The 14,757-nt window shown below is 71.6% G+C and carries 15 protein-coding genes; 7 read left to right on the top strand and 8 right to left on the bottom strand.

The window, feature by feature from the left end:
• Positions 1-158 precede the first annotated feature (158 nt).
• Positions 159-392: a zinc-ribbon domain-containing protein gene (locus SLP03_RS19135; RefSeq protein ID WP_319461973.1), complete on the bottom strand. Its 234-nt coding sequence runs from the start codon at positions 390-392 to the stop codon at positions 159-161.
• A 121-nt stretch (positions 393-513) separates the two neighbouring features.
• On the opposite strand from SLP03_RS19135, the gene SLP03_RS19130 reads away from it, so the two are divergent.
• From SLP03_RS19130 to SLP03_RS19120, 3 genes are all read left to right on the top strand, one after another.
• A complete protein-coding gene (locus tag SLP03_RS19130; RefSeq protein WP_319461972.1) occupies positions 514-846 on the top strand; it encodes a YciI family protein in 333 nt (110 codons plus the stop codon).
• 4 nt (positions 847-850) lie between these two features.
• On the top strand, positions 851-2,068 hold the full coding sequence (locus SLP03_RS19125; RefSeq protein WP_319461971.1) for an RNA polymerase sigma factor: 1,218 nt from the start codon (positions 851-853) through the stop codon (positions 2,066-2,068).
• 146 nt (positions 2,069-2,214) lie between these two features.
• Entirely contained in the window at positions 2,215-3,351 is a 1,137-nt protein-coding gene (locus SLP03_RS19120) for a low temperature requirement protein A (RefSeq protein WP_319461970.1), read from the top strand.
• Positions 3,352-3,388: 37 nt separating this feature from the next.
• Here the strand turns inward: SLP03_RS19120 and SLP03_RS19115 are convergent, their stop codons facing one another.
• Both SLP03_RS19115 and SLP03_RS19110 read right to left on the bottom strand, forming a co-directional pair.
• The gene (locus SLP03_RS19115) at positions 3,389-4,168 is read right to left on the bottom strand and encodes a hypothetical protein (RefSeq protein ID WP_319461969.1); all 780 of its coding nucleotides are present in this window, start codon (positions 4,166-4,168) and stop codon (positions 3,389-3,391) included.
• A gap of 161 nt (positions 4,169-4,329) precedes the next feature.
• Positions 4,330-5,070 (bottom strand): hypothetical protein, encoded by a 741-nt coding sequence (locus SLP03_RS19110; RefSeq protein WP_319461968.1) that lies wholly within the window; start codon positions 5,068-5,070, stop codon positions 4,330-4,332.
• 1,002 nt (positions 5,071-6,072) lie between these two features.
• Between SLP03_RS19110 and SLP03_RS19105 the strand changes: the two genes are divergently transcribed.
• Complete coding sequence (locus SLP03_RS19105) at positions 6,073-6,567, top strand: hypothetical protein (protein WP_319461967.1); 495 nt, start codon at positions 6,073-6,075, stop codon at positions 6,565-6,567.
• Positions 6,568-6,883: 316 nt separating this feature from the next.
• On the opposite strand, the gene SLP03_RS19100 is transcribed toward SLP03_RS19105, so the two are convergent.
• The 4 genes from SLP03_RS19100 to SLP03_RS19085 all read right to left on the bottom strand — a co-directional run bounded on the left by SLP03_RS19100 (position 6,884) and on the right by SLP03_RS19085 (position 11,123).
• The gene (locus SLP03_RS19100; protein WP_319461966.1) at positions 6,884-7,744 is read right to left on the bottom strand and encodes an SRPBCC domain-containing protein; all 861 of its coding nucleotides are present in this window, start codon (positions 7,742-7,744) and stop codon (positions 6,884-6,886) included.
• Positions 7,737-8,297 carry a helix-turn-helix domain-containing protein gene (locus tag SLP03_RS19095; protein ID WP_319461965.1) on the bottom strand — a complete coding sequence of 187 codons (561 nt, stop codon included), beginning with the start codon at positions 8,295-8,297 and terminating at the stop codon, positions 7,737-7,739. The genes SLP03_RS19100 and SLP03_RS19095 overlap by 8 nt, the downstream gene beginning before the upstream one ends.
• Positions 8,298-8,385: 88 nt before the next feature.
• Positions 8,386-9,729 (bottom strand): class I SAM-dependent methyltransferase, encoded by a 1,344-nt coding sequence (locus tag SLP03_RS19090; RefSeq protein ID WP_319461964.1) that lies wholly within the window; start codon positions 9,727-9,729, stop codon positions 8,386-8,388.
• Positions 9,726-11,123: an FAD-binding oxidoreductase gene (locus SLP03_RS19085; RefSeq protein ID WP_319461963.1), complete on the bottom strand. Its 1,398-nt coding sequence runs from the start codon at positions 11,121-11,123 to the stop codon at positions 9,726-9,728. Before SLP03_RS19085 ends, SLP03_RS19090 begins: the two co-directional genes overlap by 4 nt.
• A gap of 122 nt (positions 11,124-11,245) precedes the next feature.
• Between SLP03_RS19085 and SLP03_RS19080 the strand changes: the two genes are divergently transcribed.
• Complete coding sequence (locus tag SLP03_RS19080) at positions 11,246-11,530, top strand: DUF427 domain-containing protein (protein WP_319461962.1); 285 nt, start codon at positions 11,246-11,248, stop codon at positions 11,528-11,530.
• A 58-nt stretch (positions 11,531-11,588) separates the two neighbouring features.
• Positions 11,589-12,311 (top strand): RICIN domain-containing protein, encoded by a 723-nt coding sequence (locus SLP03_RS19075; RefSeq protein WP_319461961.1) that lies wholly within the window; start codon positions 11,589-11,591, stop codon positions 12,309-12,311.
• Between the two features lie 71 nt (positions 12,312-12,382).
• On the opposite strand, the gene SLP03_RS19070 is transcribed toward SLP03_RS19075, so the two are convergent.
• Positions 12,383-13,681: an MFS transporter gene (locus tag SLP03_RS19070; RefSeq protein WP_319461960.1), complete on the bottom strand. Its 1,299-nt coding sequence runs from the start codon at positions 13,679-13,681 to the stop codon at positions 12,383-12,385.
• 70 nt (positions 13,682-13,751) lie between these two features.
• On the opposite strand from SLP03_RS19070, the gene SLP03_RS19065 reads away from it, so the two are divergent.
• Positions 13,752-14,723, top strand: coding sequence for a GlxA family transcriptional regulator (locus tag SLP03_RS19065; protein ID WP_413644554.1), 972 nt, complete (start codon positions 13,752-13,754; stop codon positions 14,721-14,723).
• Positions 14,724-14,757: the final 34 nt, after the last annotated feature.

Below are 14,757 nucleotides of genomic sequence, written 5' to 3'. Positions count from 1 at the left end.
CCAGGGCGAGCGGGGTGACCGGGCGCCGGCCGAGGGCCGGCTGCGGCGGCGGCGCCGGCGGCCGGGCGTGCACGGCGGCCGGGAGACGGTGTATACCGGAGCCGGTGCCGGGAGGACCGGCTGCCGGCCGATCAGCCAGCAGAGGAAACGGGCCATGATCAGCCGACCGGGAGGCGCTGCGCCTCGGCCCGGGCGATGCCGTACTCGGCTCCGCAGACGGTGCACTGCTGGGTGTAGCGGGTCCGGACCGGGATCAGCGGGATGAAGAAGAGGGTGAATTTCGTGGCCCGGCGGGTGATCACCTGCGCGGCCTGGTTGCCGCAGTTGCGGCAGACCCGGGTGACGACGCCGAACCGGTCGACCTTGGTACGGAACCCGAAGATGAAGAACATCGCCCGGCAGTACCCAGCCGGGCCCGGAAAATCACCACCGAAAATTTCTGGTAGGCAGGTGTCCGGATCCGCGCGCACCGTTCGTCAGGATGCTGCAACCACGACAGCGAGGAGCGAACCGATGAAGTACCTGATGTTCGTCTGCACCGACACCGAGCCGGACGCCGACCCGACCGCCGCCCCCGACATCGAGGAGTGGGTGGCCGAGCGGGACGGCAAGGGCCAGCGGGTGATGGGCAGCGCGCTCGCCCCGCCGTCGGCGGCCACCACCGTCCGGGTACGCGACAGCGAACTGCTCCTGTCCGATGGGCCGTTCGCCGAGACCAAGGAGGTGATCGTCGGCTTTGACCTGCTCGAGTGCGCCGACCTGGACGAGGCGATCGAGGTGGCCCGCGCCCACCCGATGGCCTACGGCGGCCGGATCGAGCTGCGGCCCCTCGTGGACCTGGACTGACCTGGTGACCGACGCGGCCGATGCGGTCGCCGTCGCGGGTGCCGAGGCGTACCCGCGGATCGTGGCGACCCTGATCCGCGTCACCGGTGACTGGACCCTCGCCGAGGACTGCGTCCAGGAGGCGCTGGCCGCGGCGCTGGAGCGCTGGCCCCGCGACGGCGTACCGGCGAATCCGGGCGGCTGGCTGATGACGGCCGCCCGGAACCGGGCCGTGGACGTGCTGCGCCGGGCCACCGTGGAACGCCGCAAGCTGCGGGAGCTGGCGCTGCTCACCGACCCCGAGCCGGCGCCGCCCGAGGCGGATGGGGACGTGGTGGACGACCGGTTGCGACTCATCTTCACCTGCTGCCACCCGGCGCTGGCGCTGGAGGCGCGGCTCGCGCTGACGCTGCGCACCGTGGCCGGGGTGCCGACCGCCGACATCGCCCGCGCCTTCCTGGTCACCGAGTCGACAATGACCCGGCGGATCACCCGGGCCAAGACGAAGATCACCACGGCCGGCATCCCGTACCGGGTGCCGGCCGGGTCCGCGCTGGTCGAGCGGCTGCCGGGCGTCCTGGCCGTGCTCTACCTGCTTTTCACCCGGGGGTACGACGCCGACGGCGAGCCCGCCTTCGCCGCGGAGGCGATCCGGCTGGCCCGGTTGCTCGACCAGCTGATGCCGGCACAGCCCGAGGTGGCCGGACTGCTCGCACTCTTCCTGCTGCACGACTCCCGCCGGGCGACCCGCCGCGACGCCGAGGGCAACCTGCTCACCCTCGACGAGCAGGACCGCTCCCGCTGGGACCACGCCGCCGTCGCGGAGGGCCGGTCGCTGCTGGACCGGGCCGGTGACGGCCCGTACGCCCTCCAGGCCCGGATCGCCGCCTGCCACGCCACCGCGCCGACCGCCGCCGACACCGACTGGCCGGCCATCGCCCGGTGGTACGACCAGCTCACGCGGCTCCAGCCCACCCCCGTGGTCAAGCTGAACCGGGCGGTGGCGCACGGCTACGCGTACGGACCGGCCAAGGGATTGGCCCTACTCGCCGAAGCGCGTAGCGGCGGGGCGCTCGACGGCTATCCGCCGGCGTTGGCGGCCGAGGCCGACCTGACCGCCCGCCACGGCGGCCGGAACCAGGCGGCGACGCTGTTCCGTGCCGCCGCCGCCATGGTGAACTCCACCGCCGAACGCAGGGCACTGGTCAAGCGCGCCGACGACCTGACCGCTGGAGGCCAGTGACGGACGCCGGCCGGCCGTTTCTGCTCGCCGGCGTCCATCAACGTGGTACGACAGCCGGGCGCGGAACAGCGACCGACTTTCGGAAGGGCATGCCGATGCCGGCGAGCAACGCTGGCGTGTTGCGCGATCCCACCAGCCCGCAGCACGTGACATTTCTCGAGCTGTTCTTCGACCTGGTCTTCGTGTTCGCGCTCGACCGCGTCGCCCAAGGTCTGATCGACAAGCTGGACTGGTCCGATCTCCTGGAGACGATGGTGCTGCTGCCAGCCGTCTGGTGGATCTGGATGATGACAGTCTGGATGACCGACCGGCTCGACCCGGAACGGGCCTCGACCCAGCTGACCGTCATCGGGATCATGGTGGGCAGCCTCATCCTGGCATCCGCGGTGCCGGACGCCTTCGGCCGCCGCGGCTGGTTCTTCGCCGGCACGTACGTCAGCGTTCAGCTGGGGCGCACTCTGTACCTGGTGGTCGTCCTGCGCCGCCACGAGTTGCGCCGACGGAGCCTGCGTACGCTGTTCTGGTTCGCCGTGTCGGCCGTCCCGTGGCTGCTCGGCGCCGCCAGCAACGCGCCGCTGCGGCTGGCGCTGTGGGCGCTCGCCATCACCATCGACTACGTCGCGGCCCGGCTCGACTTTCCCACACCTGGGGCCGGCCGATCCCCGATATCGGAGTGGGGGCTCGCTGCGGCGCACATGTCCGAGCGGTTTCGACAGATCGTCATCGTGGCTCTCGGCGGAACCATCATCGTCGCCGGAACCACATTCGGGGCGAGCGACTTCGGCCCCCACAGTGTGGCCGCGCTGGTGATCTCCTTCGCCGTCACCGGTCTGCTCTGGCGGATCTACATCTACCGGGCGGGTGAGCTGATGTCTGAGGCGCTCGCCCGGTCGGCGAGTCCCGCACACCTGGGCCGTTCCACCGCGTACACCCATCTCCTCATCGCGGCAGCCGCCATCGCCGTCAGCGTCGCTGACCGGCTCGTCATCGCCCAGCCGCTGGCGCGCCCGCACGCGTCATGGACCGCGGCGATCATGGCCGGGCCGGTGCTGTTCCTGCTTGGCCGGGCCCGCTTGGAGTACACCGTGTTCAGCCGGGTCTCGTACTCGCGACGGATCGGGCTCGCCGTGCTGGTGGCCATCACCCCCGCGATGATCGCCGTACCGCCGCTGGCGGTCGCCGCAACGATGGTGGCGATCCTCCTCGGGGTTGCCGCCGGCGACGTCGCCGGTTGGCGCCGTAATCCCAGCACCCCCACTCCGCCACGCGGGGCGGCGGGCTAGTGCGCCGTTGGGCATGAGAGAAGGCCCCGCGCCCCCGTTACTCTGGGACCACGGCCCGACCGTCGGTGATCCGTTCGACGGCCGCCGGGGTGCCCAGTTCGGGCCGGAGGTCCAGGTGGGAGTGGTAGAACGCCACCGCGTGGTAGACGGTGGCCGGGTTGGTGGCGAGCCAGTAGGGGCGGACCGCCACGAAGGGCACGAGTCGCGACTCCAGGGTGCCGAACCGGCCCGTGTAGCGGCGTACCCGGGTGTCGTCCGACATGTTCGCCTTGACGATGAGGATCGGAGTGTGGATCGACTCCGCCGAGACCTGGTAGACGTCCCGCCACGGCACGAACTGGGTGAAGGTCAGGCCGCGCTGGTGGATCCCGGCCGGTGACAGAACGAGCTCACCTGGCGCCAGGCGCAGCATCGTCACTACGAACCACCCGACCGTCGCGGCCAGGGCAGCGAAGGCCACGGCCAGCAGCACTCCCACCACGCCCGCCGTCGCCGCGGCCACCGCGACCAGCCCGGTCACCAGCCCGCTCATCACCAGCACCGAGAGGAGCAGGTAATACGGCCAGGCCGAGTATGCGAACCGTACGCCCCGGCCGCCGGCCGGGAGATCGACGAGGGTCGGCGCTCGCCCGGCGCCGCGGCGAAGCCGCCGGGAGTAGACGGAGGATGCCACCACGTGCGCCATGTAGAAGGCACCCGCCGCGAGCAGCACCGCCGTCGTCGGCTCAGCCGACCCGGCCGCGGAGACCGCCAGGGCGAGGGTCCCCAGCACCAGCAGGGTCAGGCCGACCATCGCCATGGTGAACCGTACGGACATCTGCCGCCCGGCCCAGCCCGTGGGCGCCGGCAACGCCGAGGCGCCGCGAAACCCACGGGCCCGATCGTGGTGTGCACGCATCCTGTGGCTCCATTAGACGAGGAGGTTTCAGGGGCCCTTGGCACCGTCACCGATCGCGCCGCCCACCGCCGGTGGTGCCGTCACTTGCGCTTCAGCTTCTCCAAGTCCACAACCTGCGCCTCCGGCGGCGCCTGCACGTCATCGAAGGTGGCACCGAAGTCGCTGAAGGTGATTTGACCCTCGGTGGCGTCCTTGCTCTGCAACCTGATCGGGTACGGCTCACCGGTGGTCGCGATGTAGATCGTCCCGCCCTTCGCGGAGCCGTCGACGAGGCCGATGGTCTTGACGCCGTCAATGTCCTGGGTCTCACCCTTCGTCAGGGAGCCGTCGGGCTTGAGCAGTTTGTCGACGCTGGCCACGCCGAACATGTCGGCGAAGTCCTTGTTCCCGGACGGCACCTTGGCCCATTTGTCGCCCATCAGCTTGACGATGTTCTCCGCGGCATCTGGGCTGTCGGCGTTTTGCTGCCAGAACTTCGCGTCCGGCCTGATGTACTGCTGGCCCCCGACCGACAGCATCTCCACGCTCGTGCCGTCGACCGACAACAGGCCGCCCAGGTCGGAGCCGACCAGACGCAAGTCGAGCCCCATCTTCGTGCCATCGTCGGTGTTGATATTGCCCTTGATGCGGTACGACTTCGCGTTCTTCAACGCCGTCGTCGACCGCTGCAGAATCTCGTTCGGGGCGAGCCCAGAAACGCCGTTGTGGGTGGGACCTGTCGACTCCGGCTCGCCTCCACCGTTGCCACTTCCCCCACAGCCGGTCAGGAGCGCGGCCGCCGCCAACGCGATCGCCCCTCGTCTGATCGTCCCGGTCCTCATTGGTCGACCTCTCTCCTGCCACCCCCGTCGTGTGGCTTGGACGCACGTACCCCCGATCGATCAGAGGCAATCCACTGCCGAAAAGCGACACGCGCTACCGCGTCTTCTGGGGATTCCGCCTCTATCTCCCCGACGGCACGTAGGTGTGGGTCGGCGGTTCCGAGCGCGGGGCCGGCGCCGGAGCGAGGACTGCCCAGGCGGGGCATGCCCGGGACGGACGCCCTTACAGGCTGTCAAGGCGAGGAGTAACAGGTCGGCAAGGATTCTCGCCTTGTCGTATGGATCGTTTCGTGTCCGGGTATGGCGTCGACAAGCGGGCTCGCGGCCGGCAGGTCAGGGTCCCGAGGCGACATGAGCCGGGTGAACGCACAGCAGGGGGAGACCATGACGAACACCGCGTCCGGTGGGGTGGACCAGGTGCCACCGCCGGTGCCCGAGCAGCGAAGCGCTGCGACGTGCCGGCACTGTGGGCAGCCTCTGTTCCGCGAGGGGTTGTGGGGATGGATGCACGAGGGTGATCGCTACCTGTGCCAGGATCCGGCCACGGGTGAGTTGATGTGCCAACCGGCTACGCCTGCCTGACCCTGTTCCGAGGTTCGCAGAGGTCTTGTCCGGGATAATCCCGCCCTGGTCGCCGGCAGCAATGCTGTTGACGTCTCGGCGTCGATCGGTGGCGCGCTGGGACGGGGGTCGGCTGGGCCGGGCACCGCTACTACCAGTAGTTGCCGGCCGTGACCGCCGAGGGATTGAGCAGCAGGTGCGCGGCTGCCGGCTATCGAGCCTCAAGCCTGCGTAGAGCTTGCACGTGACCCACCGGTTGACGACATGGGCGCAGATCGATGTAACGGCAGCCGCGGTCGTTCCGCCTGCGTTGGTAGCGGGGATGGAGGTCGGCCAGGGCGGTGGTCGGATGTCGGGCGGCAACGCCTGGATCAGGCAGTCCCAGGGCTGGTGACTGCGTTATCGGAGCTGGTGCTGGTCAGCCCGGGCCGAAGGGGCGTTATGGTGCTTGAGCTGTCCGCGATGGCACGCGAGCGTGTGGTGCTCGCGACCGTTGCTGACGTGATCGTGGCGGCGGCGGACGGCAAAGCCTTGTCGGTGGCCGTAGTCTGCCCCGACTCGCAGGTCACCTTCGTTGGGCACCTGGCCCGCGCGCTGCATGCGCGTGGCCGGACCTGCCGCTGCCTGGTCTCCAGACCGACCCTCCCGAGGCTCGCCCGCCTGCCGTCAGCTGACCCCGAGCGGAGTGACTTGACGGTCGTGGTGATCACAGGTGGGGCGTGCGCGGTGAGCGACGACGAGGTTTGCCGCATCAATATTCGCGTGACCACGGATGCCCCAACCGGGCCCGCAACGGACATCTCGTACCAACAGGCGAGCGACGGGTACCCGGATGCCGACGATCAGCCGGACATTGTCCTTGACTATCACGACCCGAGCGGGCCGACGATCCGCCATATCGCGCCTCAGCTATCGCCGCCACTCGCCCCACAGTGAGCCCTTTTCATCCTGTCGTCGCAGGTGAGGCGGCATGGGCGGTGGCGGCGTGTCGATGCTCCACGTAGGACGAGGCTCGCGGTAGGACAGCCGTCGACCAAGACGACGCGCCGTTGATCGAATGAGGCCGTACTCGCACGGACCGAGGCGGAAGAGCCAGGACGTGGGGCACGCTCGTCGTAGGAGCGCCACTCGAGCACCACGGTGGCCATGGAGGCGAACAACAAGAGGCGTCTGACCCCCATTTTGGCAAGTCAAACGCCTCTTGATCTTGTGTGCCCGAAGGGATTCGGAGCCCTGACCTTCTGATCCGTAGTCAGCTGGTCGCGTCGGCCGTCGGCATCTCCACGGAGAGCCAGATCGGCTGCCAGTCCGCCATTTCGTGGTAGCGGCGCAGCTCGGCCAGCCCGGCGACCGACCCGCTCCACGCCGCGTACGGCGGGTTGCCCTCGTCGAAGCCGCTCTGCACGAAGGTCAGCTTGGTCTTCCCGTCGGACTCGGCCAGCTCCCAGGTGGTGACGCCGACCGGTCCCCAGTCGACGGACAGCTTCCGGCCCGGCTCCAGGTCGACCACCTTGGCGGCGTGCCCGGACTCGAAGCCGCCCATGGCGTACCGGCCGCCGACCCAGGGCTCGATGCCGATCGGGTACCCGAACCAGGCGCTGGCCTGCTCGGAGTCGGTCAGCGACTGCCACACCCGGTCCATAGACGCGGCGATGGTCAGCTCGCCGCGCAGGTCGGCGGAGGTGAAGTCGGTCCGGGGCAGCAGCGGCCGGCCCTCCAGGTGGGCGGCCAGGTTGGCGATCGCCAGGGCCCAGTAGGTCTGGAGGACGCCGCGGATGCTGCTGCCGCTCATCGCCTCGGCGAAGTCGAAGTGGCTCTGCCGCAGGGTGAGGACGGTGGCCTTCCCCTCCGGCGTCAGCTCGAGCTCGGTGGTGGTCTCCACGCCGTCGAGCGGCCAGGCGAAGCGCAGTATCTGCTCGTCGGCGTGGAGCAGCCGCTGCTGCGGCTTCTCGCCCTCCGGGGTGAAGCGGCCCCAGAACGCGTACCGCCGGGGCAGCTCGACCTCGGCGTGCTCGGCCAGCCAGACGCGCAGCTCGGCCGGGTCGGTCAGGGCGTGGCGGACGGCTTCGGCCGGCGCGGCGAGGCGGGCCCGGACGGTCAGCAGGTCACTCATTGTTGTCGCCTTTCGGGTAGCAGGCCACGGCGAGCTTGAAGGCGTCTCCCTCGGCGCCCCCGTAGCGCGTGAACAGGTCCCGCAGCGTCGACTGCAGGTCGTGCAGGAACTCCTGGCGCCGCTCGGCCGGCACCCGGATCTCGCCGGAGACGCCGATCGACGGCAGCTCGGGCGCGGTGCGGTCGAGCGCCGCGACGTCGGCCTGGACCTCCTCCATCAGGTCGAGCAGGTAGCCCAGGCTCAGCTCGTCCCGGGCGCGGCGCAGGCCGCCGATCCGGCCGACCAGCCGCGGCGAGAGCCAGTACGACCGGGCGGCGGCCTGGTAGATGCCCTCGGTGATGCCGCGCACCTTGCGGGTCGAGACCTGCTCGACCAGGCCGGCCGCCGCGAGCTGCTTGACGTGGTAGTAGACCCGTTGCGGGGTCTGGTCGAGCAGGGCGGCGACCTCGGTGCAGGTGCGCGGCTCGGCGAGCTGCCGCAGCACCTCGATGCGCTGCGGCTTGAGCAGGATCTCGGCCTGCTCGCGCTCTTCCAGGTACAGGACGTCTCTCATGGCAAAATCAGTTTGTACGTACAAAACTTCTTTGTCAATAGGAAAGACGAGAAGGACGGCCGCGCGGCCGTCCTTCTCGATCAGGTCGTCACGGCGTCCAGTCCGGACGCAGCGGGTAGCCGTTCACCCCGTCCGGGCCGTTGCGGGTCGCGAGAACCTGGTGCAGCTGGATGCCGTTGCGCTCGAAGCCCATCCGCGAGCCCGCCATGTACAGGCCCCACACCCGGGCCGTGCCCGGCCCCACCTCGTCGACGCAGAAATCCCAGTGCTCCACCAGGTTGCGGCACCAGCCCGCCAGGGTCAGCGCGTAGTGCTGGCGCAGGTTCTCCTCGTGGTGCACCTCCAGCCCGGCGTCGTGGATCTCGCTGACCAGCCGGCCCGGCCCGGCCAGCTCACCGTCCGGGAAGACGTACCGGTCGATGAACGCGCCGGAGCGGTGCGGGGCCCGGTTGTCCGCCCGGGTGATGCAGTGGTTGAGCAGCCGACCCCCCGGCCGCAGCCGGTTTCGCAGCGCGCCGAAATAGGCCGGATAGTTGCGCACTCCGATGTGCTCGGTCAGCCCGATCGAGGAGATCGCGTCGAACTGCTCCCGCGGCGCGTCCCGGTAGTCCAGGTGCCGCACCTGGGCCAGCTCACCCAGCCCCTCCCGCTCGATCGCCGCCTGCGCCCACTGCGCCTGCGCCCTCGACAGGGTCACCCCGAGCGCCTTCACGCCGTACTCCCGGGCCGCGTGCCGGACCATGCCGCCCCAGCCGCAGCCGACGTCGAGCAGCCGCATCCCCGGCTTCAGCGCCAGCTTGCCGGCGACCAGGTCGTACTTCGCCCTCTGCGCCTGCTCCAGCGTGTCGTCCGGACTGCGGAAGACCGCACAGGTGTACGCCATCGACGGGCCGAGCACCTTCTCGTAGAAGGCGTTCGAGACGTCGTAGTGGTGCGAGATCGCGGTGCTGTCCCGGGTGCGGGAGTGCCGCAACCCGTTCACCACCCGCTTCCAGCGCGGCAACGCCTCCTGCGGCGGGGGCGGCGGCGGCATCAGCCGCTCCCAGCCGAGCCCCCGGACCAGGGACAGCGCCTCCGCCACCGGCGGCAACCGCAGCGGCATCTCGTCCTTGAGCACCCGCAGCGCCTCGTACGGGTCGCCCGGGTGGACGCCGTCCAGCCCCAGGTCGCCGCTGACGTACGCCCGGGCCATCCCCAGGTCGCCGGGCGCGGTCAACAGATACGACAGGCCCCGCTCGGAACGGATCGACAGGGTCATCCCGGCGTCGGCGGGGCCGACGGCGCTGCCGTCGTACCCGGTGACGCGGACCGGCAGCGCGCCGGTGGTGACCGCGCGGACCACGTCCGCCACGGTCGGGCCCGTGCGTCGGCCTCCCGCCGGCGGCCCGGACGGGGCGCTCGCCGCCCCCTGTTCATGGTCGATCAGGCTCATTGCCGTGCTACCGCCTTCTCGTAGAGTCCGGTGAGCCGGTGGTCCGGGTCGTAACGGTCCTTCACCGCGCGCCAGCTCTCGCCGCCGTAGAGCCGGTCGAACGCCGCGCGGTCGTAGTACGCGTCGGAGTAGAGCGACTTGTGCCCGCCCGCCTCCGACACCGCACGCTCGATCGCCCGGTTGACGTCGCCGTCGGCGGCGCCCTGAGCGATCGGCACGCTTCCCCAGAAGCCGATGTTCACATAGGTTTCGCCCGGTTGGAGGGGATACAGCGGCCAGGCCCGGGCGGATCCCGGACCGGCCGGCTCCCGCAACCGCAGCGGGCAGAGCCAGACCGGCGTCATCCGCACCTCGCTGGCGAACCAGCGCAGAAAGTCGGCGGTGCCGTCGAGCGGGATCTCCACGTCCTGCACCACCCGCTCCCGGGCCGGCTGGCCGCGCCACCGGTCGATCCGGGCCGCCACCTGGTGCCGGTGCTCCAGCCGGACCAGCCGGTGGTAGAAGTCGCTGCGCCGGTACCGGGCCGGCCAGAACCGGCGGACCACCGGGTGCTGCACCCCGAACGCCGCCGAGCACCAGAACCAGTCGGTGTCCCAGCGCCAGAGATAGTCGTACGTGGTGAGGGCGTCCCGGGTGCGCCGGCGCAGCGAGCGGTAGTAGATGTCCTGGCCGGTGTAGTCGCTGGGCCGCTCCACGTCGTCGGTGAACGTCCCGAGCACCAGGTACGCCTCGCCGGGGCTGAACATCACCCCGTCCATCGCGTCGACCGGCTCGCCCGCCCACTCGCCCTTGGCGACCACGTCGCCGATCGCGTCGGTCAGCTCCTCCAGCCGGTTGAACCGGATGTTGCGCAGCGCCACGTACCGCCGTACCGGTTGCAGCTCGATGCGCAGCCGGGTGGCGTAGCCGAGGCTGCCCAGGGAGTTCGGGAAGGCCCGGAACAGGTCGGCGTGCTCGCCGTCGGGCCGGACGGTGAGGATTTCGCCCGCCCCGGTGAGGAGGTCCATCTCCCGCACCGACTCGTGCGGCAGCCCGTTCCGGAAGGAGGTGGACTCGATGCCCAGCCCGGTCACCGCGCCGCCCAGGGTGATCGTGCGCAACTGCGGCACGACCAGCGGCATCAGCCCGTGCGGCAGGGTCGCGTCGACCAGGTCCTCGTAGGTGCACATGCCCTGCACGTCGGCCGTACGGGCGGCCGGGTCGACGGCGAGCACACCGTTCAGGCCGCTGACGTCCAGCCCCGGGGTCCGGGGCGCGGATCGGGGCCGGAACAGGTTCGAGGTGCGCTTGGCCAGCCGTACGGGCTCGCCGGGTGGCACCGCGGCGTACGACCGCCGCAGCGTGTCCACCGCATGATCATGGTCAATCGGATGATCCACACGCTCCGCGCGCATGCGATCACATTACGCCTCACCCACCAGATCCGTGGGATGTCCACGGTGGCCATTTCGCGTTGTCCATGCCGGACGCCGAGGCCGCCCGGGCCGCCGCCGGGTGGGCGGCATAGCGTGGGGGCATGCCGAAAGCCGTCTGGAACGACCTGATCGTCGCCGAGAGTGACGACACCGTGGTGGTCGAGGGCAACCACTACTTTCCCCGCGCGGCGCTGCGCGACGACCTGATCCGTGACTCCGCCACGCACACCGTCTGCCCGTGGAAGGGCACCGCGTCGTACTACAGCCTGGAAAACGACGGGAAGACCAGCGCCGACGCCGTCTGGTACTACCCGGAGCCCAAGCCGGAGGCGGCGATGGTCCGCGACCGGGTGGCCTTCTGGAAGGACGTCCGGGTCGTCGACTGAGCCACCCCGACGCCGGGGCGACTGGCCATCGGCTGTCGCGGTGGGTCAGGATGCCTCCATGTCCGACCCACACACCGATCCGCCGGGCACCGTGTACGGCGCCCCTCGCACGGCCCGCCCCGGCCTGCCGCGGGACCCGCTGATGCGGCTCGCGCTGGGCGTGGCGCTGGTGGGCGTACTGCTCGGGGTGTTCTTCGCCACCGGGGTGCTCGGTGGCGGCGACGACGAGCCGGTGCTGCCCGCGGCGGCCGCGCCCACCCCGCCGGCCGACGGGCCGAGCGTGGCGGCGCCCACCACCAACGCCGCGCCGACCACCCCGGCCGCGCCGTCGCCCACCGCCGCGCCGACCACTCCGCCGGCACCGGCGGCCGGGCCGAAGGTGTTCCGGGCCGCCGCCTCCGGGCTCTGCGTCGGGGTGACCGGCGAGGACCCCGAGGGCGCGGACGCGCAACTCGCCGACTGCACCGGCGGACCCGAGCAGCAGTGGGTGGCCACCGCCGTCGCCGCCGACGTGTTCACCCTGACCAACACGGCCAGCGGCAAGTGCCTGGACGTCGACGGGCAGCGCACCGACGACGGCGTGGACGTGCAGCAGTGGTCCTGCAACGGCCAACCCAACCAGCAGTGGCGGCTGACCCCGACCGGCGCCGGCCCGGTGCTGCTGGTCGCCGTGCACAGCGGCAAGTGCGCCCAGGTCGTCGACGCCGGCACCGAGGCCGGTGACCAGCTCGAACAGGCCCCCTGCTCGGGCGCGCCCGAGCAGCAGTGGGCGGTGGGCTGAGCCGCCTTCCGCGACGTCCCGACCTGGCGGTATCCGGCGGCCACGGATACCGCCGGGTCGGCGAGGTGGCCTCAGCCCCGGAAGCTCCACGCGCGGCCGCCCGCCGGCACGGGCAGCGCGACCGGCACCGGTTCCCGGCGACGGCGCAGCAGCAGGGACAGGCCCGCCGCGCCGATCGACAGCGCCCCGGCGACGTACCAGGCCAGGGCGTAGTCGCCGAGCCGGTCGCGAACCAGCCCGGCGCCGGTGGCGGCGATCGCCGCGCCGACCTGGTGGGCGGCGAAGACCCAGCCGAAGACCACCGCGCCGGAGGCGCCGAAGTACTCCCGGCACAGCGCCACCGTCGGCGGCACGGTGGCCACCCAGTCCAGGCCGTAGAAGACGATGAAGACCAGCATGCTCGGCTCGGCCGTACCGGCGAAGAGGGCGGGCAGCACCAGCAGCGACCCACCGCGCAGCGCGTAGTAGACGCCGAGCAGCAGCCGGCTGTCCATCCGGTCGGTGAGCCAGCCGGAGGCCACCGTGCCGACGATGTCGAAGAGCCCGACCAGGGCGAGCAGCCCGGCCGCGGTGGTCTCCGGCATGCCGTGGTCGTGCGCGGCCGGCACGAAGTGGGTGCCGACCAGGCCGTTGGTGGTCGCGCCGCAGATCGCGAAGCCGCCGGCGAGCAGCCAGAACGGCCGGGTCCGCGCCGCCTGGGCCAGCGCGCCGACCGCCCGGGACGCCGCGCCGCCGACCGGCGGCGTCGGGGGCACCACCTCGGTCGCGCCGTAGGCGGGCAGGCCGAGGTCCGCCGGGTGCTCCCGCAGCAACCAGACCACCAGCGGTACGACCGCCAGCGCGGCCCCGGCGACGACGAGGGCCGCCACCCGCCAGCCGTGGTCGCGGACCAGCACGGCGACCAGCGGCAGGAAGACCAGCTGGCCGGCGGCCCCGCCCGCGGTCAGCACCCCGGTCACCAGACCCCGCCGGTGGACGAACCAGCGCCCGGTGACGGTCGCCACGAACGCCAGCGCCATCGACCCGGTGCCCAGCCCGACGAGCACGCCCCAACAGAGGATCAGCTGCCAGCTCGCGGTCATGAAGACGGTCAGCCCGCTGCCGAGGGCCACCAGCACCAGCGCGCCGGCCACCACCCGGCGGATGCCGAAGCGGTCCATCAACGCGGCGGCGAAGGGCGCGGTCAGCCCGTACAGCATGAGGTTGACCGAGACGGCGGCGGAGATGGTCGCCAGCGGCCAGCGGAACTCGGCGTGCAGCGGGTGCAGCAGCACCCCGGGCGTGGCGCGGAAGCCGGCTGCGCCGACCAGCGCCACGAAGGCGACGGCGGCGACGGACCAGGCCGGGTGGAGACGGCGGTATCGGGTCACGGTACGAGTCTCGGCGACGGCGGCCGGCACGACGAGTGGCCGGAAAGCCATCATGCGCAATAATCGGGCCATGACCTTCGCCCCGCACCGGGTCGCGGTGCTCGCCATCGACCAAGTCGTCGGCCTCGACCTCGGCACCCCGTCCCAGGTCTTCGGCACCGCCCGCACCGACGACCTGGCGCAGCTCTACACCGTCGACACCTGCACCCAGGGCAGACGTCCGGTGCGCAGCACCGCCGGCTTCCAGGTGCTCCCCGACCACGGGCTGGAACTGGTCGAGACCGCCGACACGGTGATCGTCCCCGGCATCCACGGCGGCCCCCCAATGACCGACGGCACGCTCGACCCGGCCGTCGCGGCGGCGCTCCGGGCGGCCCACCAGCGGGGCGCCCGGATCATGTCAATCTGCACCGGGGCGTTCGTGCTGGCCGCCGCCGGGCTCCTCGACGGCCGCCGGGCCACCACCCACTGGGCGTACGCCAACCTGTTCCGCCAGCTGCACCCCGACGTCGACCTGGACCCGGAGGTGCTCTTCATCGACGACGGGGTGCTCACCTCCGCCGGGGTGGCCGCCGGCATCGACCTCTGCCTGCACGTCATCCGCACCGACCACGGCAGCGAGGTCGCCAACCGGTCGGCCCGGCGCTGCGTGGTGCCGCCGTGGCGGGACGGCGGCCAGGCCCAGTACATCGAGCGCCCGGTCCCCCGGACGGCGGAGACCGGCACCGCGGCAACCCGGGAGTGGGCCCGGCAACGGCTGCACGAGCCGGTCGCGCTGCGCGACCTGGCGGAGCACGCCCGGATGAGCGTACGCACCTTCACCCGGCACTTCCGCTCCGAGACCGGGCTCAGCCCGGCGCAGTGGCTGCTGCGGCAGCGCACCGAACACGCCCGGCTGCTGCTGGAGACCACCGACCTGACCGTCGACCAGGTCGCCCGCCACGCCGGCTTCGGCACCACCTCCGCCCTGCGCCAGCACTTCCACCACCGCGTCGGCGTCGCCCCGTCGGCGTACCGCCGCACCTTCCGCCACACTCCCTGACCCGCTCCCCGCTCCCGCGATCTTGCAGTTGGGG

The sequence above is a fragment of the Micromonospora sp. RTP1Z1 genome (assembly GCF_033804685.1).
Classification (GTDB): Bacteria; Actinomycetota; Actinomycetes; order Mycobacteriales; family Micromonosporaceae; genus Micromonospora.
The sequence above is the reverse complement of the archived record's forward strand: the minus strand, read 5'-3'. Positions and strand labels throughout refer to the sequence as shown.